The sequence below is a fragment of the Kitasatospora sp. NPDC057904 genome (assembly GCF_042887925.1).
Taxonomy (GTDB): Bacteria; Actinomycetota; Actinomycetes; order Streptomycetales; family Streptomycetaceae; genus Kitasatospora.
Genome location: NZ_JBHVOL010000045.1, coordinates 1 through 25,100, shown reverse-complemented (window position 1 = coordinate 25,100; position 25,100 = coordinate 1). Strand labels below are relative to the sequence as shown.

Sequence of the window (25,100 nt, the reverse complement as noted above, 5' to 3'; positions counted from 1 at the left end):
CCCCCGACGGACACCTCGACTACCTCGGCCGCACCGACGACCAGGTCAAGATCCGCGGCTTCCGCATCGAACTCGGCGAAATCGAAACCGTGTTGGCCCGCCACGAGGGCGTCGCCCGAAGCGCCGTCGTCGTCCGCGAAGACCAGCCCGGCCTCAAGCGCCTCGTCGCCTACATCGTCCCCGCCACCCCCGCCACCCTCGACACCGAAGCCCTCCGCGCCCACCTCGCCGCCGGCCTGCCCGACTACATGGTCCCGTCCGCCTTCGTCACCCTCGACGCCCTCCCCCTGAGCGTCAACGGCAAGCTCGACCGCAAGCAACTCCCGGCCCCCGAGTTCACCGGCACCACTCGGGGACGGCAGCCCGTCGGCAGGGCGGAGGAGGTCCTCTGCGGGATCTTCCGCGACCTGCTGGGCGTGGCCGAGGTGTCCGTCGAGGACGGCTTCTTCGAGCTGGGCGGCGACAGCATCGTCTCCATCCAGCTGGTCAGCCGGGCCCGCAAGGCCGGGCTGGTCCTCACCGCCCGCGACGTCTTCACCCACCGCACCCCGGAGGCCCTGGCCGCGGTCGCCACCACCGCCGCCGTGCTGCCCACCGAGGAGGCGGGCGCCGGGCTCGGGCTCGTGCCGGAGACGCCGATCGTCGGCTGGCTGCGCGAGGTGGACGGCCCGATCGACGGGTTCAACCAGGCGATGCTGGTCCGCACCCCCGCGGCGGCCACCTTCGAGCGCCTGGCGGACGCCCTCCAGGCCGTACTCGACCACCATGACGTGCTGCGCGCCCGGCTGGTCCGCGGCGCCGACGCGTGGAACCTCGACGTCCCCGAGCCGGGCACCGTCCGCGCCGCCGACGTCCTGCGCCGGGCCGAGACCGCCGACCTCGCCGCCGAGGCCCGCGCCGCCCAACTGCGGCTGGCCCCGGACACCGGTGTGATGGTCCAGGCCGTCTGGTTCGAGGACACCGCCCGCCTGCTCGTCATGGCCCACCACCTGGTCGTGGACGGCGTCACCTGGCGCATCGTCCTCCCGGACCTCGCCCACGCGTACGAGGGCACCGCTCTGGAGCCCGTCCCCACGTCCTTCCGCCGCTGGGCGCAGCAGCTCACCGCGCTCGACCGCTCCGCCGAACTCCCGCTCTGGCAGGCCCAGTCGGCCGGCGAGGACGCGCCGCTCGCCGTCCTGGACCCGGCCGTGCACACCGCCGCGACCGCCCGGCACCTGAACCTCACCCTGCCGTCGGACGTCACCGCCGCCCTGCTCACCGACACCGCCGCGCGCTACCGCGCCACCGTCAACGACGTCCTGCTCACCGCGTTCGCGCTCGCCGTGAACGCCTGGCGCCCCGGCCAGGGGACGGGTGTGCTCGTCGACCTGGAGGGCCACGGCCGCGAGAACGTCGTCGAGCACGCCGACACCACGCGCACGGCCGGCTGGTTCACCAGCATGTTCCCCGTCCACCTCGACCCGGGCACGGCCACCGACCCGGCCCGCGCACTCAAGGCCGTCAAGGAGCAACTGCACGCCCTCCCGGACAACGGCATCGGCTACGGCCTGCTGCGCGGTTCCCTGACCGACGCCCCGCGCCCCCAGCTCGGCTTCAACTACCTCGGCCGCTTCACCGCCGCCGGGGAGGACGCCGACTGGGCGCTGTGCACCGACGCCGACCTCGGCGACGGCCGCGACCCCGCCATGCCGCTCGCCCACGCCATCGACCTCAACGCCGCCACCCTCGACACCCCCGAAGGCCCGCAGCTCACCGCCGACTGGTCCTGGCCCGACGGCCTCTTCACCGAGGACCGCGTCCACGAGCTCGCCGAGGCCTGGTTCACCGCCCTGCGCACCCTCGCCGCCACCGACGGCAGCGGCCTCACCCCGTCCGACGTCCGCCCGCTGGTCGAGGTCTCGCAGGAGCAGATCGACCGCCTGGAGGCCGACCACGGCCCCCTCGCCGACCTCCTCCCCCTCTCCCCCCTCCAGCAGGGCCTCTACTTCCACGCCACCTACGACACCGACGGCCAGGACGTCTACACCGTCCAACTCGCCCTCGACATCGAAGGCCCGCTGGACATCCCCGCCCTGCGCGCCGCCGCCACGGCCCTGCTCGCCCGGCACGGCACGCTGCGCGCCGCGTTCCGCCAGGACGGCTTCGAGACGCCGCTCCAGGTGATCCCGGCCGCCGTCGAACTCCCGTGGCGCGAGCTGGACTTCACCGGCCGACCAGCGGACGCCGACGCCTGGACCGCCGAGGACCGGGCCGAGCGCTTCGACCCGGCGCGCGCCCCGCTGATGCGCTTCGCCGTGCTGCGCACCGGCGCCGACCGGCACCGGCTGGTGCTGACCAACCACCACATCCTGCTCGACGGCTGGTCGATGCCCGTCCTGGTCAAGGAGCTGTTCGCGCTCTACCGGGGCGAGGGCGCGGCCCTGCCCCGGGTCACCCCGCACCGCGAGTACCTGGGCTGGCTGGCCGGCCAGGACTGGTCCGTCGCCGAGGACGCCTGGCGGCGGGCGCTGGACGGCCTGGCCGAGCCCACCCTGGTCGCCCCGGCGGACCGGGACGGCGCCGCCGGCACGCCCGACCGCGTCACCGCCGAGCTGCCGGCCGAGCTCACCGCCCGCCTCACGGCGGTGAGCCGGGCCCGCGGCACCACGCTCAACACCCTGCTCCAGGCGGCCTGGGCGCTGGTCGTCGGCCAGCTGACCGGCCGGGCGGACGTGGTCTTCGGCGGCACCGTCTCGGGCCGTCCGCCGCAGGTCGCCGGGATCGAGTCGATGATCGGCCTGTTCATCAACACGCTGCCGGTCCGGGTCGCGCTCGACCCGGCCGAGACGCTCGGCGCCCTGCTGGACCGGCTCCAGGAGCAGCAGGCCGCCCTGCTGGACCACCAGTACCTCGGCCTGACCGACCTCCAGCACGCCACCGGCCTCGGCGAACTCTTCGACACCCTGGTGGTGTTCGAGAACTACCCGCTCGACGCCGACGTGCTGGACTTCGGCCGCGGCCTGCGCGTCACCGGCCTGGCCGGCCACGACGCGACGCACTACCCGCTGATCCTCACCGCCGTGCCCGGCGAGCGGCTCCAGCTGCGCCTGGACCACCGCACCGGCGCGTTCGACGCCGTCGCCGCGACCGCCCTGCTGGAGCGGGTGGCCGGCGTCCTCACCGCCGCCCCCGGCCTGCTGGACGCGCCCGTCGGCCGGATCCCGCTGCTCGCCGCCGAGGAGCGGGAGCGGCTGGTGCACGGGCTGAACGACACCCCGCGCAACCCCGGCGCGGCCGTGCCGGTGATCACCCGGCTCTTCACCGAGCTGGCCGGCTGGGCCCCCGCCGCCGAGGCCGTGGTCGCGGACGGCGGCAGCCTCTCCTACGGCGAACTCGACGCCCGGGCCAACCGCCTGGCGCACAAGCTGCTCGCCGCCGGGGTCCGCCCCGAGGACCGGGTCGCGCTGCTGATGGAGCGCTCGCCCGAGCTGGTCGCCGCGATCCTCGGCGTGCTCAAGGCGGGCGGCGCGTACGTGCCGCTCGACCCGCGCTTCCCGGCCGCCCGGATGCGGCACATCCTGGCCGAGACGGGCGCCGCCGTGCTGATCGCCGACGCGGCGGACGACGCGGCCGGGTACGACCTCGACGAGGACGCGGACCTGACCGTCCTGGAGGCCGCCACCGCGCTCGCCGAGGGCCCCACCCACGACCCCGGCGTGGACGTCCGGCCCGGCCAGCTCGCCTACGTGATGTTCACCTCCGGCTCGACCGGCCTGCCCAAGGGCGTCGGCGTGACCCACCGCGACGTCGTCGCGCTCGCCGAGGACCGCCGCTTCGAGTCCGGCCACGAGCGGGTGCTGCTGCACTCGCCGACCGCCTTCGACGCCTCCACCTACGAGCTGTGGGTGCCGCTGCTCGGCGGCGGCCAGGTCGTCGTCGCCCCGGCCGGGGACCTCGACGCCGTCCGCCTGCGCGAGACCGTCACCCGGCACGGCGTCACCGCGCTGTGGCTGACCGCCGGCCTGTTCCGGCTGATCGCCGAGGACGGCCCCGGCTGCCTGGCCCGGGTCGGCCAGGTGTGGACCGGCGGCGACGTCGTGCCCGCCGCGGCCGTGCGCCGCGTCCTGGCGGCCTGCCCCGGCCTGACCGTGGTCGACGGCTACGGCCCGACCGAGACCACGACCTTCGCCACCACCCACCGGATCGGCTCCGCCGCCGAGGTGCCGGCCGCGGTCCCGATCGGCCGCCCGCTGGACGGCATGCGGGCGTACGTGCTGGACGCCGCCCTGCGGCCGGTCCCGCGCGGCGTCGCGGGCGAGCTGTACCTGGCCGGGGACGGCCTGGCCCGCGGCTACCTGAACCGCCCCGGCCTGACCGCCGAGCGCTTCACCGCCGACCCGCACGGCCCGGCCGGCTCGCGCATGTACCGCACCGGCGACCTCGTGCGCTGGAACGCGGCGGACGCGCTCGACTACCTCGGCCGCACGGACGACCAGGTCAAGGTGCGCGGCTTCCGCATCGAACTCGGCGAGATCGAGGCCGTCCTGGCCCGGCACCCCGCCGTCGCCCAGGCCGCCGCGATGGTCCGCGAGGACGTCCCCGGCGACCAGCGGCTCGTCGCCTACCTGGTGGCCGCGCCCGGCGCCCGGATCGAGCCGGCCGAGCTGCGCGCGCACGCCGCCGACGGCCTGCCCGGCTTCATGGTGCCGTCCGCCTACGTCACCCTGGAGACGCTGCCGTTGACCGGCAACGGCAAGGTGGACCGCCGCGCGCTGCCCGCGCCCGCGCTCACCGCCTCGGCCGGCCGCGCCCCCCGCACCCCGCAGGAGGAGATCCTGGCCGGACTGTTCGCCGGGATCCTCGGACTGCCCGCGGTCTCCGTCGACGACAGCTTCTTCGACCTCGGCGGGCACTCGCTCCTCGCCACCCGCCTGGTCAGCCGGATCCGCCCGGTGTTCGGCGTCGAGCTGGCCGTCCGCACGCTCTTCGAGGCGCCGACCGTCGCCGCGCTCGCCGAGCGGATCGCCGTGGCCGGACACGCCCGCGCCGCGCTCACCGCCCGACCACGGCCGGAGGAGGTCCCGCTCTCCCCCGCCCAGCGCCGGCTCTGGTTCCTCAACCGCTTCGAGGGCGCCACCGCCTCCTACAACCTGCCGCTCGCGCTGCGGCTGGAGGGCGGGCTCGACCGGGCCGCGCTGACCGCCGCGCTCGGCGACGTCACCGACCGGCACGAGAGCCTGCGGACCGTCTTCCCCGAGTTCGACGGCCGCCCCCGCCAGTGGGTGCTGCCCGCCGGCACCACCGCGCTCAGCCTGCCGCTGACCGAACTCACCGACGGCGAGGGCGCGTTGGACGCCGCACTGGCCGGGGCGATCGCCGCGGGCTTCGACCTCACCACCCAGCCCCCGCTGCGCGCCGAGCTGTTCCGGATCTCCGCCACCGAGCACGTGCTGCTCGTCGTGCTGCACCACATCGCCGGCGACGGCTGGTCCCTCGCGCCCTTCGCCCGCGACCTCGGCACCGCCTACGACGCCCGCCGGGCCGGCACCGCCCCCGCGTGGAAGCCGCTGCCCGTCCAGTACGCCGACTACACGCTCTGGCACGCCGAGGTGCTCGGCGACGAGGGCGACGGGGACAGCCCGCTGGCCCGTCAGGTCGAGCACTGGAAGCAGGCCCTCGCCGGGCTGCCCGAGGAGCTCGCGCTGCCCGCCGACCGGCCGCGCCCGGCCGACGTCAGCTACCGCGGCGAGTCCGTCCCGCTGGCGCTGCCGGCCGAGGTGCACGAGCGGATCGCCGCCGTCGCCCGGGCGCACGACGCGAGCGTCTTCATGGTCGTCCAGGCCGCCGTCGCCGCCCTGCTGCACCGGCTCGGCGCCGGGGACGACATCCCGCTCGGCAGCGTCATCGCCGGGCGCACCGACGAGGCGCTCGACGAGCTGGTCGGCTTCTTCGTCAACACCCTGGTGCTGCGCACCGACCTGACCGGCGACCCGACCTTCGCCGAGCTGCTGGCCCGCGTCCGGGAGAGCGACCTCGCCGCCTACGCCCACCAGGACGTGCCGTTCGAGCGCCTGGTCGAGGTGCTCAACCCGGTCCGCTCGCTGGCCCGCCACCCGCTGTTCCAGGTGATGCTGGCCTTCCAGAACAACGCGGCGGCCACCCTCGACCTGGACGGGCTGCGCGCCACCGCGCTGCCGGTGCGGCTGTCGGCGGCCAAGTTCGACCTGCTGTTCTCGCTGGAGGAGACCTTCACCGCCGACGGCGGACCGGCCGGGCTGACCGGTGTCCTGGAGTACTCCGCCGACCTCTTCGACCGGACCACCGCCACGTCCCTCGGCGACCGCCTCGGCCGGCTGCTCGCAGCCGTCACCGCCGACCCGGACCTGCCCGTCGCCGCCGTCGAGGTGCTGACGGACGCCGAGCGCGCCCTGGTCCTGGACGGGTGGAACGACACCGCCCGCCCGGTCGCCGAGACCACCGTGCCGGAGCTGTTCCGCGCACAGGCCGCCCGCACCCCGCAGGCCCCGGCGGTGCTGCACGCCGGCACCGAACTGTCCTACGCCGAACTCGACGCCCGCGCCAACCGGCTGGCCCGGCTGCTGATCGCCGAGGGCGCGGGCCCGGAGCGGTTCGTCGCGCTGACCCTGCCGCGCACCGCCGACCTGGTCGTGGCGCTGCTCGCGGTGCTCAAGTCCGGCGCCGCCTACCTGCCGGTCGACCCCGGCTACCCGGCCGACCGGATCGCCCACATGCTCGACGACGCGCGGCCCGCGCTGGTGCTCACCAGCACCGAAGCGGCCGGCGCGCTGCCCGCGGACGTCCCCGCGCTGCGGCTGGACGACCCGGCCGTGCGCGAGCGGCTCGCCGCCCTCCCGGACGGCGACGTCACCGACGCCGAGCGGCCGCTCCCGCTGGACCCGCGCCACCCCGCGTACGTCATCTACACCTCCGGCTCCACCGGCCGCCCCAAGGGCGTCGTCATCCCGCACCGCAACGTCGCCGACCTCGCCGCCTGGGCGGCCTCCGACATCGGCCCCGAGCGCCTGTCCGACGTCCTCGCCGCGACCTCGCTCAACTTCGACGTGTCCGTCTTCGAGCTGTTCGGCCCGCTGCTGTCCGGCGGCCGGATCGAGCTGGTCCGCGACGTGCTCGCGCTGCTGGACGCACCCGAGGGCCGGCACTACGGACTGGTCAGCGCCGTCCCGTCGGCGCTCGCCCACACCCTCGGCCAGTCCGGCGCCCCGCGCTTCGGCGCCGACCTCGTGGTGCTGGCCGGCGAGGGCCTGGCCGCGCACACCGCGGACGCGATCCGGGCCGCCGTGCCCGGCGCGCGCCTCGCCAACATCTACGGCCCCACCGAGGCCACCGTGTACGCCACCGCCTGGTACGAGGGCGAGGACGGCGCCGGGCGCACCCCGCCGATCGGCCGCCCCCGCCGCAACACCCGGGCGCTCGTCCTGGACGCCGGCCTGCGGCCGGTCCCGGCGGGCGTCGCGGGCGAGCTGTGCCTGGCCGGCGAGGGCCTGGCCCGCGGCTACCTGAACCGCCCCGGCCTGACCGCCGAGCGCTTCGTCGCCGACCCGTACGGCCCGGCCGGCTCCCGGATGTACCGCACCGGCGACCTCGTGCGCCGCAACGCCGACGGCGAGATCGAGTACCTCGGCCGCACCGACTTCCAGGTCAAGGTGCGCGGCTTCCGGATCGAGCTCGGCGAGATCGAGGCCGTGCTCGCCAAGCACCCCGCCGTCGCCCAGGCGGCCGTCCTGGTCCGCGAGGACACCCCCGGGGACCAGCGCATCGTGGCCTACGTCGTCCCGGCGAACGGCGCCGAACCGGAGCCCGCCGAGCTGCGCGCGCGGGCCGCCGCCGCGCTGCCGGAGTACATGGTCCCGTCCGCCTTCGTCCCGCTGGAACGGCTGCCGCTCAACCCGAACGGCAAGCTCGACCGGCGCGCCCTGCCCGCCCCCGACTTCGGGGCCGCGGCCGGGGCCGGGCGGGCCCCGCGCGACGAGCGCGAGGAGCAGCTGGCCGGCCTGTTCGCCGAGGTGCTCGGCGTGCCGCGGGTCTCGATCGACGACGGCTTCTTCGACCTCGGCGGGCACTCGCTGCTCGCCACCCGGGTGGTCAGCCGGGTGCGGACCCTGTTCGGCGTCGAGCTGCCGGTGCGCGCCCTGTTCGAGACCCCGACCGTCGCCGCCCTCGGCGAGCGGATCGGCGCCGCGGGCCGGGCCCGGCAGGCGCTCACCGCCCGGGTGCGCCCGGAGTCGGTGCCGCTGTCCGCCGCGCAGCGCCGGCTGTGGTTCCTCAACCGCTTCGAGCAGCGCACCGGCACCTACAACCTGCCGCTCGCCGTCCGCCTCACCGGCCCGCTCGACGCCGCCGCCCTGGCCGCCGCCCTCGGCGACCTCACCGCGCGGCACGAGAGCCTGCGGACCGTCTTCCCGGACGCCGACGGCCGGCCGCGCCAGCAGGTGCTCCCCGCCGCCGGGGCGCGCCCGGTGCTGCACACCGCGCCGTACGACGCCGCGGCGCTCGCCGCGGCCGCCGCGCTGGACTTCGACCTCGCCGCCGAAGTGCCGCTGCGCGCCCACCTGTTCGCCGTCTCCGCCACCGAACACGTGCTGCTCGTGGTGATCCACCACATCGCCGGCGACGGCTGGTCGATGGCCCCGATCGCCCGCGACCTCGCCGCCGCCTACGCGGCCCGACTGGACGGCCGCGCACCGGAGTTCACCCCGCTGCCGGTCCAGTACGCCGACTACACGCTCTGGCAGGCCGAGGTCCTCGGCGACGAGGCCGACCCGGCGAGCGAACTCGCCCGCCAGACCGGCTACTGGCAGCGCACCCTCGCCCGGCTGCCCGAGGAGCTGGCCCTGCCCGCCGACCGGCCGCGCCCGGCCGAGCAGAGCTTCCGCGGCGACACCGTGCCGCTGCACCTGCCCGCCGACGCGCACGCCGCGCTCACCGCGCTGGCCCGCGAGGCCAACGCGAGCGTCTTCATGGTCGTCCAGGCCGCCCTGGCCGCCCTGCTCGGCCGGCTCGGCGCCGGCGAGGACGTCCCGATCGGCTCGCCGATCGCCGGGCGCACCGACGAGGCCCTGGACGAGCTGGTCGGCTGCTTCGTCAACACCCTGGTGCTGCGCACCGACCTGACCGGCGACCCGACCTTCCGGGAGCTGGTCGGACGGGTCCGGGAGGCCGACCTCGCCGCCTACGCCCACCAGGACGTGCCGTTCGAGCGCCTGGTCGAGCTGCTCAACCCGGAGCGCTCGCTGGCCCGCCACCCACTGTTCCAGGTGATGCTCTCGCTGCAGAACAACGCGGCGGCCGAGCTCGTCCTGCCCGGACTGGCCGTCGAGCCGCACCCGGCCGTGGTGGACGGCGCCAAGTTCGACCTGTCCTTCCAGCTGGCCGAGGAGTTCAGCGCCGACGGCGCGCCGGCCGGCGTCGGCGGCCGGATCGAGTACGCCACCGACCTGTTCGACCGGGACACCGCGGCCGTCCTCGCCGGGCGGTTCGCCCGCGCCGTGACCGCCCTGGTCACCGCGCCGGACCGGGCGCTGTCCGAACTCGACCTGCTCACCGCCGAGGAGCGCCGCCGCGTCCTCGTCGAGTGGAACGACACCGCCCGCGAGGTGCCCGCCACCACGATGCCCGCGCTGTTCGAGGCGCAGGCCGCCCGCACCCCCGGCGCCCCCGCCCTGACGGCCGCCGGCGAGCGGCTGACCTTCGCCGAACTCGACGCCCGCGCCAACCGGCTGGCCCGCCTGCTGGCCGGCCGGGGCATCGGCCCGGAGCGCTTCGTCGCCGTCGCCCTGCCGCGCACCGCCGACCTGGTCGTCGCGCTGCTCGCCGTCATGAAGGCCGGCGCGGCCTACGTCCCCGTCGACCCGGCGCTCCCGGCCGGGCGCATCGCCCAGCTGCTCCAGGACGCCGGCACCGCCGCCGTCATCACCGGCGACGGCGCCCGCGACGCACTGCCCGCCGACCGCGGCGGCGAGCGGATCGACCTCGGCTCCCCGGCGGTCGTCCACGAGCTGCGCGAGCTGGCCGGCACCCCGCTGACCGACGCCGGGCGCACCGCCGCCCTGCGGCCCGCGCACCCGGCGTACGTCATCCACACCTCCGGCTCGACCGGCAAGCCCAAGGGCGTCGTCGTCCCGCACGCGGGCCTCGGCAACCTGTTCCACCACCACTTCACCGAGCTGTACGCGGCGGACATCGCCGCCGCCGGCCGCCCGCTGCGCGCGGCGCTCACCGCCGCCGTGTCCTTCGACGCCTCGCTCGACCCGGTGCTCTGGCTGGTCGCCGGCCACGAACTGCACCTCGTGGACGACGACACCCGGCGCGAGCCGCAGGCCCTGATCGGCTACGTCCGGGAGCACCGGATCGACTTCCTGGAGCTCACCCCGTCCTACGCCGAGCAGCTCGTCGAGCAGGGCCTGGTGCGGGACGCGTCGGCCCGGCCGCGGATCCTCGCCCTCGGCGGCGAGGCCGTGAGCCCGGCCCTGTGGCAGGAGCTCGCCCGCACCCCGGGCGTCACCGGCTACAACCTGTACGGCCCGACCGAGGCCACCGTCGACAGCGCCACCGCGAGCACCGCGGACACCGCGCGGCCGCTGGTGGGCCGCCCGGTGGCGAACGCCCGCGCCCTCGTCCTCGACGAGCGCCTGCGGCCCGTCCCGGCGGGCGTCGCGGGCGAGCTCTACCTCGCGGGCGCCGGACTCGCGCGCGGCTACCTCGGCCGCCCCGACCTCACCGCCGAACGCTTCACCGCCGACCCCTACGGCCCGGCCGGCAGCCGGATGTACCGCACCGGCGACGTCGTGCGCTGGACCGCCGACGGCCGGCTCGACTACCTCGGCCGCACCGACGACCAGGTCAAGATCCGCGGCTTCCGCATCGAACTCGGCGAGATCGAGACGGTCCTGGCCCACTACGAGGGCGCGCTGCGTTCGGCCGTGGTCGTCCGCGAGGACCAGCCCGGCATCAAGCGCCTGGTGGCGTACGTCGTGCCGCGCGGCGGCGCCCTCGACGAGGCCGTGCTGCGCGCCCACCTGGCCGCCGCGCTGCCCGCGTACATGGTCCCGTCCGCCTTCGTCGCGCTCGACGAGCTGCCGCTGACGGTCAACGGCAAGCTCGACCGCCGCGCCCTGCCCGCGCCCGAGTACCGCGGCACCGGCCGCGGACGGCCGCCGCGCACGCCGGGCGAGGAGGTCCTCTGCGGGATCTTCCGCGACCTGCTGGGCGTGGCCGAGGTGTCCGCCGAGGACGGCTTCTTCGAGCTGGGCGGCGACAGCATCGTCTCCATCCAGCTGGTCAGCCGCGCCCGCAAGGCCGGGCTGGTCCTCACCGCCCGCGACGTGTTCCGGCACCGCACCCCGGAGGCGCTGGCCGCCGTCGCCGGCACCGCCGCCGCGCTGCCGGTGGAGGAGCCCGGGGCCGCGTACGGGCTCGTCCCGGAGACGCCGATCGTCGGGTGGCTGCGCGAACTCGGCGGCGCCGTCGACGGGTTCAGCCAGACCATGGTCGTGCGGACGCCCGCCGGCGCCACCTTCGAGCGCCTGGCCGACGCGCTGCAGACGCTCCTGGACCACCATGACGTGCTGCGCGCCCGGCTGGTCCGCGGCGCCGACGCGTGGAACCTCGACGTCCCCGAGCCGGGCACCGTCCGCGCCGCCGACGTCCTGCGCCGCGCCGAGGGCGCCGACCTCGCCGCCGAGGCCCGCGCCGCCCAGCTGCGACTCGACCCGGACGCCGGTGTGATGCTCCAGGCCGTCTGGTCAGAGCAGCAGGGCCGCCTGCTGGTGATGGCGCACCACCTGGTGGTGGACGGCGTTTCGTGGCGCATCCTGCTGCCGGACCTCGCCCACGCCTACGAGGGCACCCCGCTGGAGCCCGTCCCCACGTCCTTCCGCCGCTGGGCCGAGCAGCTCACCGCGCTCGACCGCTCCGCCGAACTCCCGCTCTGGCAGGCCCAGTCGGCCGGCGAGGACGCGCCGCTCGCGGAGCTGGACCCGGCCGTCCACACGGCGGCCACCGTCCGGCACCTGTCGCTGACCCTGCCGTCGGACGTCACCGGCACGCTGCTCACCGACACCGCCGCGCGCTACCGCGCCACCGTCAACGACGTCCTGCTCGCCGGCTTCGCGCTCGCCGTGAACGCCTGGCGCCCCGGCCAGGGGACGGGTGTGCTCGTCGACCTGGAGGGCCACGGCCGCGAGAACGTCGTCGAGCACGCCGACACCACGCGCACGGCCGGCTGGTTCACCAGCATGTTCCCCGTCCGCCTCGACCCGGGCACGGCCACCGACCCGGCCCGCGCGCTCAAGGCCGTCAAGGAGCAACTGCACGCCCTCCCGGACAACGGCATCGGCTACGGCCTGCTGCACGGCGCGCTCGACGACGCGCCCCGTCCGCAGCTCGGCTTCAACTACCTCGGCCGCTTCGCGGCGGGCGAGACGGACGCCGACTGGGCGCTGTGCACGGACATCGCGCTCGGCGACGGCCGCGACCCCGCCATGCCGCTCGCCCACGCCATCGACCTCAACGCCGCCACCCTCGACACCCCCGAAGGCCCGCAGCTCACCGCCGACTGGTCCTGGCCCGACGGCCTCTTCACCGAGGACCGTGTCCGCGAGCTCGCCGAGGCCTGGTTCACCGCCCTGCGCACCCTCGCCGCCACCGACGGCAGCGGCCTGACTCCGTCGGACGTCCGCCCGCTGGTCGAGGTCTCGCAGGAGCAGATCGACCGCCTGGAGGCCGAGCACGGCCCCCTCGCCGACCTCCTCCCCCTCTCCCCCCTCCAGCAGGGCCTCTACTTCCACGCCACCTACGACACCGACGGCCAGGACGTCTACACCGTCCAACTCGCCCTCGACATCGAGGGATCCGTCGACCGGGACGCGCTGCGCTCGGCGCTGCGCACCCTCCTCGCCCGGCACCCGAACCTGCGCGCCGCCTTCCGCCAGGACGGCACCGCCGCGCCGCTCCAGGTGATCCCGGCGGACGTCGAACTCCCGTTGCGCGAGGTGGACTTCACCAACCTGCCCGAGGACGGGCGGGCGGCGGCGGCCGACCGGCTCACCGCCGAGGACCGCACCCGGCGCTTCGACCTCGACCGGCCCCCGCTGATGCGTTTCACCCTCATCAGCACCGCCGCCGACCGGCACCGGCTGGTCGTCAGCCACCACCACCTGCTGCTGGACGGCTGGTCCATGCCGGTCTTCCTCGGCGAGCTGTTCGCCCTCTACGGCACGCGCGGCGACGCCGCCGGGCTCGCCCGGGTGACGCCCTACCGCGACTACCTGGACTGGATCGCCGGCCAGGACCGCACCGCCGCCGAGGCCGCCTGGCGGCAGGTGCTGGACGGGCTGGAGGAGCCGACGCTGCTCGCCGCCCCCGACCCGTCCCGCGCCCCCGTCCTGCCGGTCCGCACCCGGCTGGAACTGCCCGAGGAGCGGACGGCCGCGCTGGCCCGCTTCGCCCGGGAGCGCGGGGTCACCGTCAACACCGTGGTCCAGGCCGCGTGGGCGATGGTGGTGGGCCGCCTGACCGGCCGCGACGACGTGGTCTTCGGCGGGACGGTCTCGGGCCGTCCGCCACAGGTCCCGGGCGTCGAGTCGATGGTCGGCCTGTTCATCAACACCCTGCCGGTGCGCGTGGCGCTCGACCCCGCAGAGCGCTTCGGCGCGCTGCTGGAACGCCTCCAGGACCAGCAGGCCGGGCTCATGGACCACCAGTACCTGCCGCTCGCCGACCTCCAGCGGATCGCCGGGCTCGGTGAACTCTTCGACACCCTCGTGGTGTTCGAGAACTACCCGCTCGACGCCGACGGGCTGCGCACGGCCGCCGGCGGGCTCGGCATCGTGGGCGGCGACAACCACGAGTCCACCCACTACCCGCTGAGCCTCACCGTGAGCCTCGGCCGCTCCCTCGGCCTCGACCTCGCGCACCGGCCCGACCTGCTCCCGCAGGAGCGGGTGGACGGGCTCGCCGCGACCTTCGTCCGCCTGCTCGGCGAGGCCGCCGCGCTCGCGGAGGAGCCGGTCGGGCGGCTGCGGCTGGGCGAACCGGCGGGCGAGGCGCTGGTCCTCGGCGCGTGGGCCGGTTCGACGGAGGCGGCGCCGGTGCTGGAGCCGCTGCTCGGGCGCTTCGCCCGGCAGGTCGCGGCGACGCCGGACGCCACCGCCGTCATCAGCGGCGATGAGCGGCTCAGCTACGCGGAACTCGACTCCCGCTCCAGCCGGTTGGCCCGCCTGCTCGTCGAGCGCGGCGCCGGGGCGGAGGGCTACGTCGCCGTCGCCCTGCCGCGCACCGCGGACCTGCTCGTCGCCCTGCTCGCCGTCCAGAAGTCCGGCGCCGGCTACGTCCCGCTCGACCCCCAGCACCCCGCCGAGCGCCTCGGCTACGTCCTGGAGGACGCCCGGCCCTCGCTCCTGCTCACGACGCGGGAGACCGCCGCCGCCCTCCCGGCGACCGGCACCCCGGTGCTGTTGCTCGACGACGCGGCGGTCTCCGAGCAGCCGGACGGGCCTCTTGAGCTGGTCCACGACGGCCGGACGCCCGCCTACGCGATCTACACCTCGGGCTCCACCGGCCGGCCCAAGGGCGTCGTCATCCCCCGCGCCGCGCTCGACAACTTCCTCACCGACATGTCGGCACGCGTCCCGATGGACGGCACCGACCGGCTCGTCGCGGTCACCACCGTCTCCTTCGACATCGCCGCCCTGGAGCTCTACCTCCCCCTCCTCAACGGCGCCGCCGTCGTCATCGCGAGCAAGGACGAGGTCCTCGACCCCGAAGCCCTCGCCGCCCTCATCACCAAGACCGACGCCACCGTCCTCCAAGCCACCCCCTCCCTCTGGCAGACGCTCACCGCCCAGGTACCGCAGGCGCTTTCCGGCCTGCGCATGCTGGTCGGCGGCGAAGCGGTACCGGGTGCACTCGCCGAGGCGATGGCCTCGGCCGGGCGGTCGGTGCTCAACGTGTACGGCCCGACGGAGACGACCATCTGGTCCACCACCGCCGTCCTGGACGGCACCACGGCCAGCCCCTCCATCGGCCGCCCGATGCTCAACACCCGCGCCTACATCCTCGACTCGGCCCTGCGCCCCGTCCCCGAAGGCACCCCCGGCGAGCTCTACCTCGCCGGCACCGGCCTCGCCCGCGGCTACCTCGGCCGCCCCGCCCTCACCGCCGAACGCTTCACCGCCGACCCCCACGGCACCCCCGGCACCCGCATGTACCGCACCGGCGACCTCGCAAAGTGGGCCCAAGACGGCACCATCGACTACCTCGGCCGCACCGACTTCCAGGTCAAGGTCCGCGGCTTCCGCATCGAACTCGGCGAAATCGAATCCGTCCTCGTCAAACACGACAGCGTCACCCGCGCCGCCGTCGTCGTCCGCGAAGACCGCCCCGGCGTCAAACTGCTGGTCGGCTACGTCGTGCCGGACGGCACCGCCGACCCGGCCGGGCTGCGCGCCCACGTGGCCGCCGAGCTGCCGGACTACATGGTCCCCGCCACGATCGTCCTGCTGGACGCGCTGCCGCTCAACACCAACGGCAAACTCGACCGCAAGGCCCTCCCCGCCCCCGACTTCGCCGACCGCACACCCGGCCGCGCACCCGCCACCGAACGCGAGAAACTCCTCGCCACCCTCTTCGCCGACGTCCTCGGACTACCCGAGGTCGGCGCCGACGACAGCTTCTTCGCCCTCGGCGGCGACAGCATCACCTCCGTCCAACTGGTGGGCCGCGCCCGCCTGGCCGGCCTGGTGCTGACGCCCCGCGAGGTCTTCCGGCACAAGACGGTCGAGGCGCTGGCCGCCGCCCTGCCCGAGTCCCCGGCCGAGCTCGCGCTCGCGCCCGACCCGGAGGGCGCGGACCCGGCGGTCGGCGCGCTCCCGGCCACCCCGATCATCCGCTGGCTGCGCGAACTCGGCGGCCGAATCGACGGGTTCAACCAGTCGGTGCTCGCGCCGGTGCCCGCCGGGCTCACCGCAGACGTGCTGTCGGCCGTGCTCCAGGCCGTCCTGGACCACCACGACGCGCTGCGCGCCCGCCTGGTCCGCGGCCCGTCGGCCTGGACCCTGGAGGTGCCGCCGAAGGGCGCGCCGACGGCCGCCGGCCTGATCCACCGGGTCGACGTCGCCGGCCTCACCGCGGCCGAGGCCGCCGCCCGACTGGACACCGAGGGCCGCGCCGCCCAGGACCGGCTCGACCCGGACGACGGCGTCATGGTCCAGGCGGTCTGGTTCGACGCCGGCCCGCAGGCCCCCGGCCGGCTGCTGCTCGTCCTGCACCACCTGGTGGTCGACGGCGTCTCCTGGCGGATCCTGATGCCGGACCTGATGGCCGCGTACGAGGCCGTCGCGGCCGGCCGGGAGCCCGTCCTGGCGCCGGTGTGGACCTCCTTCCGGGCCTGGGCCCGCGGCCTCGCCCGCGCCGCCCTCACCCCGGAGCGCACCGCCGAACTCCCGGTCTGGACCGCCATGCTGGCCGGCTACCAGGAGCCCCCGCTGGGCACCAGGGCGCTCGACCGCACCCGCGACCTCGCGGCCGGCGCCCGGCAGTACACCGTGACGCTGCCCGCCGACGTCACCGGCCCGCTGCTGTCCACCGTGCCCAGCGTGCTCGGCACCGGCGTCAACGAGGTGCTGCTCACCGCGTTCGCGCTCGCCGTCACCGGCTGGGACCGCGCCCGCGGCCGGGAGCGGTCGGCCGGCGTCCTGCTGGACCTGGAGGGCCACGGCCGCGAGGAACTGCTCGCCGGGGTCCTGCCGGACGCCGACGTCTCGCGGACGGTCGGCTGGTTTACCAGCATGTTCCCGCTGCGGCTCGACCCCGGGGTCGCCGCCGCCGACTGGCCGGAGCTGCTGGCCGGCGGCCCCGCCGCCGGGCGGGCCCTGGCCGCGGTGGCCGGACAGCTCGCCGTCCTGCCCGACAACGGCGCCGGGTACGGGCTGCTGCGCCACCTCAACCCGGAGACGGCGGGCGTGCTCGCCGCCCTCCCCGAGCCGCAGCTCGGCTTCAACTACCTGGGCCGCTTCGGCGCCGGGGACGGCGAGGACGACGGCGACGGCGGCCTCGGCGGCAGCGACGCCGCGATGCCCGCCGGCCACGCCCTGGAGCTCAACTCGCTGGCCCAGGACCGCCCGGACGGCCCGCACCTGGTGGCCTCCTGGAGCTGGCCCGGCGAGCTGTTCGCCGAGGACGAGGTCGCCGCCCTGGCCGCCGCGTGGTTCTCGGCCCTGCGGGCGCTGGTCGCCCACGCCGCGGACCCCTCGGCCGGACCGGTCGAGGCCCTCGCGCCCCGGCCCGCCGCACCGGCTCCCTCGGCTGCACGGCCCGCACCGCTGCTGGATCTCGACCAGGACGAGATCGACGCGTTCGAAGAAGACTTCGAGTTCTGAGTTGGAGAGAAGCGACATGACCAAGGCAGCGACCACGGCAGCGACCACGGCGGCGACGACGGCGGCGACGACGGCGGCGACGATGGCGGCGACGACCAAGGCCAAGCCACGCATCGAGAGCATCCTGCCGCTCTCTCCGCTCCAGCAGGGCCTGCTGTTCCACGCCCGCTACGACACCCAGGGCCCGGACGTCTACACGATGCAGCTCGCGCTGGACATCGAGGGCGAGCTGGACACCGACGCGCTGCGCGGCGCCTGCGCCGCCCTGCTGCGCCGGCACGCCGGCCTGCGGGCCGCGTTCCGGTACCGCAAGAACGGCGAGCCGGTCCAGCTGATCCCGTTCGAGGTCGCCCCGGACTTCACCGTCGTCGACCTCACCGGCCGACCATCCGGCGCGTGGGCGCACGCCGCCGAGGCCGTCGCGGCCGAGGACCGCGCCCGCCGCTTCGACCTCGCCCGCCCGCCGCTGATCCGCTTCACCCTGGTCTCCCAGGGCGCGGACCGGCACCGGTTCCTCGTCACCGTGCACCACATCCTGGTCGACGGCTGGTCCCGGGCGACGGTCATCGGCGAACTCTTCGAGCTGTACGGGCTGCTGCGGCGCGGCTCCGACGAGCGCGCGCTGCCGCCCGTCGCCCCCTACCGCGACTACCTCACCTGGGTGGCCGCCCAGGACCGCGCCACCGCCGAGGCCGCCTGGCGGGAGGTGCTCGGCGGGCTGGAGGAGCCGACGCTGCTCGCCGCCCCCGACCCGTCCCGCGCACCGGTCGTCCCGGTGGCCACCCGGGCGGAGCTGCCGACGGCGCAGACCGCCGCCCTGGTCCGCTGGGCCCGCGAGCGCGGCGTCACCGTCAACACCGTCGTGCAGGCGGCCTGGGCGATCGTCCTCGGGCGGCTCACCGGCCGCGACGACGTGGTCTTCGGCGGGACGGTCTCGGGCCGTCCGCCACAGGTCGCGGGCATCGAGTCGATGGTCGGCCTGTTCATCAACACCCTGCCGGTGCGCGTGGCCCTCGACCCGGCCGAGACCTTCGGCGCCCTGCTGGAGCGCCTCCAGGACCAGCAGGCCGGGCTCATGGACCACCAGTACCTCGGCCTCAGCGACGTGCTGCGCACCGCCGGGCACGGCGAACTTTTCGACACCCTGCTCGTGTTCGAGAACTACCCGGTGGACACCGAGGGCCTGCGCCGCTCGGCGGGCGGCCTCGGCGTCGTCGACGGCCGCAACCACGAGGGCACCCACTACCCGCTGAGCCTCACCGTCGGCCTCGGCGGCACGCTGGCGCTGGACCTCGCGCACCGGCCCGACCTGCTCTCGCAGGAGCGGGTCGACGGGCTCGCCGCTGCGCTGCTGCGCCTGCTCGGCGAGGCGGCTTCGGTGGCCGAACTTCCCGTCGGGCGGCTGCGGTTGTCGGACGGGACCCGAGTGCTCGACGCGTGGGCCGGTTCGGCGCAGGCGGCGCCGGTGCTGGAGCCGCTGCTCGGGCGCTTCGCCCGGCAGGTCGCGGCGACGCCGGACGCCACCGCCGTCATCAGCGGGGACGAGCGGCTCAGCTACGCCGAACTCGACTCCCGCTCCAGCCGGTTGGCCCGCCTGCTCGTCGAGCGCGGCGCCGGGGCGGAGGGCTACGTCGCCGTCGCCCTGCCGCGCACCGCGGACCTGCTCGTCGCGCTGCTCGCCATCCAGAAGTCCGGCGCCGGCTACGTCCCGCTCGACCCCCAGCACCCCGCCGAGCGCCTCGGCTACGTCCTGGAGGACGCCCGGCCCTCGCTCCTGCTCACCACCCGGGCCACGGCGGAGGGCCTGCCCGGCACGCCGACGCTGCTGCTCGACGATGCGGCAGTGCGGGAGCAGCTCACCGCCCAGTCCGCCGAACCGCTCCGGCTTCAGCACGATGGCCGCACCCCCGCCTACGTGATCTACACCTCGGGCTCCACCGGCCGGCCCAAGGGCGTCGTCATCCCCCGCGCCGCGCTCGACAACTTCCTCACCGACATGTCGGCACGGGTGCCGATGGACGGCACCGACCGCCTGATCGCCGTCACCACCGTCTCCTTCGACATCGCCGCCCTGGAGCTCTACCTCCCCCTCCTCAACGGCGCCGCCGTGGTGGTGGCGAGCAAGGACGAGGTCCTCGACCCCGAAGCCCTCGCCGCCCTCATCACCAAGACCGACGCCACCGTCCTCCAAGCCACCCCCTCCCTCTGGCAGAGCCTGACCGCCGACGTCCCGGATGCCCTGGCCGGCCTGCGCATGCTCGTCGGCGGCGAGGCCGTGCCCGGTGCCCTGGCCCAGGCCATGGCCGCCACCGGGCAGTCCGTCCTGAATGTCTACGGGCCCACCGAGACCACCATCTGGTCCACCACCGCCGTCCTGGACGGCACCACGGCCAGCCCCTCCATCGGCCGCCCGATGCTCAACACCCGCGCCTACATCCTCGACTCGGCCCTGCGCCCCGTCCCCGAAGGCACCCCCGGCGAGCTCTACCTCGCCGGCGCCGGCCTCGCCCGCGGCTACCTCGGCCGCCCCGCCCTCACCGCCGAACGCTTCACCGCCGACCCCCACGGCACCCCCGGCACCCGCATGTACCGCACCGGCGACCTCGCCCGCTGGACCCCCGACGGCACCATCGACTACCTCGGCCGCACCGACTTCCAGGTCAAGGTCCGCGGCTTCCGCATCGAACTCGGCGAAATCGAATCCGTCCTCGTCAAACACGACAGCGTCACCCGCGCCGCCGTCGTCCTCCGCGAAGACCGCCCCGGCGTCAAGCTGCTGGTCGGCTACGTCGTCCCCGCCGCAGGGACAACCCCGGACCCGGCCGCCCTGCTGGCCCACATCGCCGCCGACCTGCCCGACTACATGGTCCCCGCCACGATCGTCACCCTCGACGCCCTGCCGCTCAACACCAACGGCAAACTCGACCGCAAGGCCCTCCCCGCCCCCGACTTCGCCGACCGCACACCCGGCCGCGCACCCGCCACCGAACGCGAGAAACTCCTCGCCACCCTCTTCGCCGAAGTCCTCGGACTACCCGAGGTCGGCGCCGACGACGACTTCTTCGCCCTCGGCGGCCACTCGCTCCTCGCCACTCGCCTGATCAGCCGGATCCGCGCCGAGCTCGACGTCGAACTGCCCGTCCGGGCTCTCTTCGAGGCGCCGACCGTGGCCGCCCTCGCCGAGCGGGTCGGCGGCGCCGACCGCGCCCGCCAGGCGCTCACCGCCCGCCCGCGGCCCGCCGCCGTCCCGCTCTCCCCCGCCCAGCGGCGGCTCTGGTTCCTCGGCCGATTCGAGGACGCCGGCGGCACCTACAACCTGCCGATGGCGATCCGCATCTCCGGCGAGCTGCACGTCCCGGCGCTGCGCGCGGCCCTCGCCGACGTCGTCGCCCGGCACGAGAGCCTGCGGACCGTCTTCCCGGACACCGACGGCGACCCCCGCCAGCACGTCCTCGCCCCCGCCGAGGCCGCGCCGGCCGTCCCGGTCGTCGGCGTCACCGAGGAGGAGCTGCCCCGGGCGCTCGCCGCCACCGCCGCCCGGGACTTCGACCTCACCCGCGAGATCCCGCTCCGCGCCCGCCTGTTCGCCCTCGACGGCACCGAGTACGTGCTGCTGCTCGTGATCCACCACATCGCGGCCGACGGCTGGTCGATGGCCCCGCTCGCGCGCGACCTCTCCACCGCCTACCGCGCCCGCCGCGGCGGCACCGCGCCGGACTGGCAGCCGCTGCCCGTCCAGTACGCCGACTACACGCTGTGGCGTCAGGAGGTGCTCGGCGACGAGCACACCGCCGGCGGCGAACTCGCCCGCCAGATCGAGCACTGGCGCACCACCCTGGCCGGCCTCCCCGAAGAACTGGCCCTGCCCACCGACCGCCCCCGCCCGCCCGAGATGACCCACCGCGGCGGCACCGTCGGGCTCACCGTGCCCGCGGACGTCCACCGCGCGCTCGCCGTCCTCGCCCAGGGCCACCGCGCGAGCGTCTTCATGGCCGCCCAGGCCGCGCTCGCCGCCCTGCTCACCCGCCTCGGCGCGGGCGAGGACGTCCCGCTCGGCACCCCGGTGGCCGGCCGCACCGACCAGGCGCTCGACGACCTCGTCGGCTTCTTCGTCAACACCCTCGTGCTGCGCACCGACACCTCCGGCGACCCGACCTTCCGCGAGCTGCTCGACCGCGTCCGCGAGGCCTCGCTGGCCGCCTACGCCCACCAGGACGTCCCGTTCGAGCAGCTCGTCGAGGTGCTCAACCCGGGCCGCTCGCTGGCCCGCCACCCGCTGTTCCAGGTGATGCTCTCCTTCCAGAACACCGCCGAGGCGAGCCTCGACCTGGACGGGCTGCGCACCACGTCCCAGCCGGTCGGCCTGCGGATGTCCAACTTCGACCTGTCCCTCGTGCTCGCCGAGCGCTTCACCGCCGACGGCACGCCGGACGGCCTCGCGGGCGGCGTCGAGTACGCCACCGACCTGTTCGACCGGGAGACCGCCCAGGACCTCGCCGACCGCTTCGTGCGGCTGCTCGCCGCGCTGGTCGCCGACCCGGACCGGCCGCTCTCCGCCCTCGACCTGCTCACCGCGGACGAGCGCCGGCGCGTCCTCGTCGAGTGGAACGACACCGCGAGCGACCACCCCACCGGCACCGTCCCCGGCCTCTTCGAGGCGGCCGCCGCCCGCACCCCCGACGCCACCGCCCTGGTCTTCCGGGACACCGCGCTCACCTTCGCCGAACTCGACGCCTGGGCCAACCGGCTGGCCCGCCGGCTCGTCGCCGACGGCGTCCGGCCCGAGCAGGTCGTCGCCGTGCGGCTGCCGCGCTGCGCCGAGCACGTCGTCGCGCTGCTCGCGGTCATGAAGGCGGGCGCCGTCTACCTGCCGGTCGACCGCGACTACCCGGCCGACCGCATCGCCTACATGACCGACGACGCCCGCCCGGTCGCCGAACTCGCCGACCCCGCCGAGGTGCTGGCCGTCCGGGACGACGCCCGGTGGTCCGCCGCCCCGCTCACCGCCGCCGAGCGCTCCGGCGCCCCGCGCCCCGACAACGCCGCGTACGTCATCTACACCTCCGGCTCCACCGGCCGCCCCAAGGGCGTCACCGTGCAGCACCGCAGCGTCGTCAACCTCTACCACGACCACTTCGAGCGCCTCTACGCCCGCGAGATCGCCTCGACCGGCGGGCGCCGGCTCAAGGCCGCGCTGGCCGCGTCGTTCTCCTTCGACGCCGCGATCGACCCGCTGCTGTGGCTGCTGCGCGGCCACGAACTGCACCTGATCGACGACGAGGCCCGGCACGACCCCGCCGCGCTCGCCGCCTACGCGCGCCGGGTCGGCGGCATCGACCACTTCGACACCACCCCCGGCCACTACCAGCAGCTCCACGAACTCGGCCTCACCACCGACGGATCCGCCCGCCCGCTGGTCGTCGCCCTCGGCGGCGAGGCGCTCGGCGAGGCGCTGCGCGCCGAACTCGCCGGGATCGACGGCGTGGTGACCTACAACCTGTACGGGCCCACCGAGACCACCGTCGACGCCGTCGGCCAGCGGATCACCGACGCCGGCCGGGTGCTGATCGGCCGCCCGCTCGACAACTACCGGGCGTACGTCCTGGACGCGGCCCTGCGCCCGGTCGCCCCCGGCGTGCCCGGCGAGCTGTACCTGGCCGGGGCCGGACTCGCGCGCGGCTACCTCGGCCGCCCCGGCCTCACCGCCGAACGCTTCACCGCCGACCCGTACGGCCCGGCCGGCTCCCGCATGTACCGCACCGGCGACCTCGCCCGCTGGACCCGCGACGGCCGCCTCGACTGCCTCGGCCGGGCCGACGACCAGGTCAAGGTGCGCGGCTTCCGGATCGAGCTCGGCGAGGTCACCGCCGCCATCGAGGCCCACCCCGACGTCGCCGTCGCGGCCGTCGTCGTCCGCGAGGACCGCCCCGGCATCCGCGAGCTGGTCGGCTACGCCGTCCCCGCCGCCGGGCGCGCCGTGCCCGCCGCCGAGGAGCTGCGCCGCGTGCTCGGCGAGCGGCTGCCCGACTACATGGTCCCGGCCGCGATCGTCCCGCTCGACCGCCTCCCGCGCACCGTCAACGGCAAGCTCGACCGCGCCGCCCTGCCCGCCCCCGGCCCGCGCGCCGCCGGCACCGGCCGGGCGCCGCGCACCGCGCAGGAGAAGGCGCTGTGCGCGATCTACGCCGAGGTCCTCGGGCTGGAGAGCGTCTCGATCGACGACGGCTTCTTCGACCTCGGCGGCCACTCGCTGCTCGCCGTGCGGGTCGCCGGCCGGGTCCGCGCCCGGCTCGGCGCCGAACTCCCCGTCCGCGCCCTGTTCGAGGCGCCGACCCCGGCCGCCCTCGCCGAACGCCTCGGCGACGCCGCGAGCACCCGCCCGGCGCTGACCGCCCGGGTGCGGCCCGAGCCCGTGCCGCTGTCCGCCGCCCAGCGGCGGCTCTGGTTCCTCGACCGCTTCGAGGGCCCCGGCGCGACCTACAACCTGCCGATCGCCGTCCGCCTCACCGGGCCGGTCGTCCCGCCGGCTCTTGAGGCGGCCCTCGCCGACGTCACCGCGCGGCACGAGAGCCTGCGGACCGTCTTCCCCGACGCCGACGGGCGGCCGCAGCAGCTGATCCTGCCCGCCGACGCGGCCCGGCCGGAGCTGCTCCGCGCGCCGTACAGCGCCGAGGCGGTCGCGGCGGAGGCCGGGCGCGGCTTCGACCTGGCGCGCGAACTGCCTCTGCGGGCCGGACTGTTCACCGTCTCGGACGAGGAACACGTGCTGCTGGTGGTCGTGCACCACATCGCGGCGGACGGCTGGTCGATGGCGCCGCTGGCCCGCGACCTGTCGGTGGCGTACGCGGCCCGACTGGGCGGCACCGCACCGGAGTTCACGCCGCTGCCGGTCCAGTACGCCGACTACACACTGTGGCAGGCCGAGGTCCTCGGCGACGAGCACGACCCGGCCGGCGAGCTCAACCGGCAGGTCGACTACTGGCGCACGGCACTCGCCGGACTGCCCGAGGAACTCCCGCTGCCCACCGACCGGCCCCGCCCGGCCCGGACGAGCTACCGCGGGGACACCGTCACGTTCATGGTCCCTTCCTCGGTTCATGGTCACCTCGCGGCGCTGGCCAAGGAGACGGGCACCAGCCTCTTCATGGTCGTCCAGGCCGCACTCGCCACGCTGCTGCACCGCCTCGGCGGCGGCGACGACATCCCGCTCGGCAGCGTCATCGCCGGACGGACGGACGAGTCGCTCGACGACCTCGTCGGCTTCTTCGTCAACACGCTCGTCCTGCGCAACGACCTCTCGGGGCGGCCGAGCTTCCGCGAACTGCTGCGCCGCGTACGGGAGACGGACCTCGCGGCGTACGCCAACCAGGACGTGCCGTTCGAGCGCCTCGTCGAGATCCTCAACCCCGAGCGCTCGATGGCCCGGCACCCGCTGTTCCAGGTCATGCTCGCGTTCCAGAACACCGGCGCGGCGACGCTCGACCTCGCGGGGGTGCGGGCGGCGCCGCACGAGGCGACGTTCGACGCGGCCAAGTTCGACCTGACCTTCCAGCTCGCGGAGTCGGAGGAGGGGCTGGCGGGGAGCGTCGAGTACGCCGTCGACCTCTTCGACCGGGCGACGGCGGAGGCGTTGGGCGCGCGGCTCGTCGCGGTGCTGGAGGCCGTCGCGGCGGACCCGTCGGTCCGGGTCGGTGACGTCGA

At 75.8% G+C, this 25,100-nt stretch carries 2 protein-coding genes; both read left to right on the top strand.

The features are described from left to right. Positions 1–17,399, top strand: a 17,399-nt coding sequence (locus ACFVSN_RS44255; RefSeq protein ID WP_387959212.1) for a non-ribosomal peptide synthase/polyketide synthase, incomplete at its 5' end; no start/stop codon positions are given. 16 nt (positions 17,400–17,415) lie between these two features. After that, positions 17,416–25,100: amino acid adenylation domain-containing protein (locus ACFVSN_RS44250; protein WP_387959210.1), on the top strand; the 7,685-nt coding region annotated here is incomplete at its 3' end.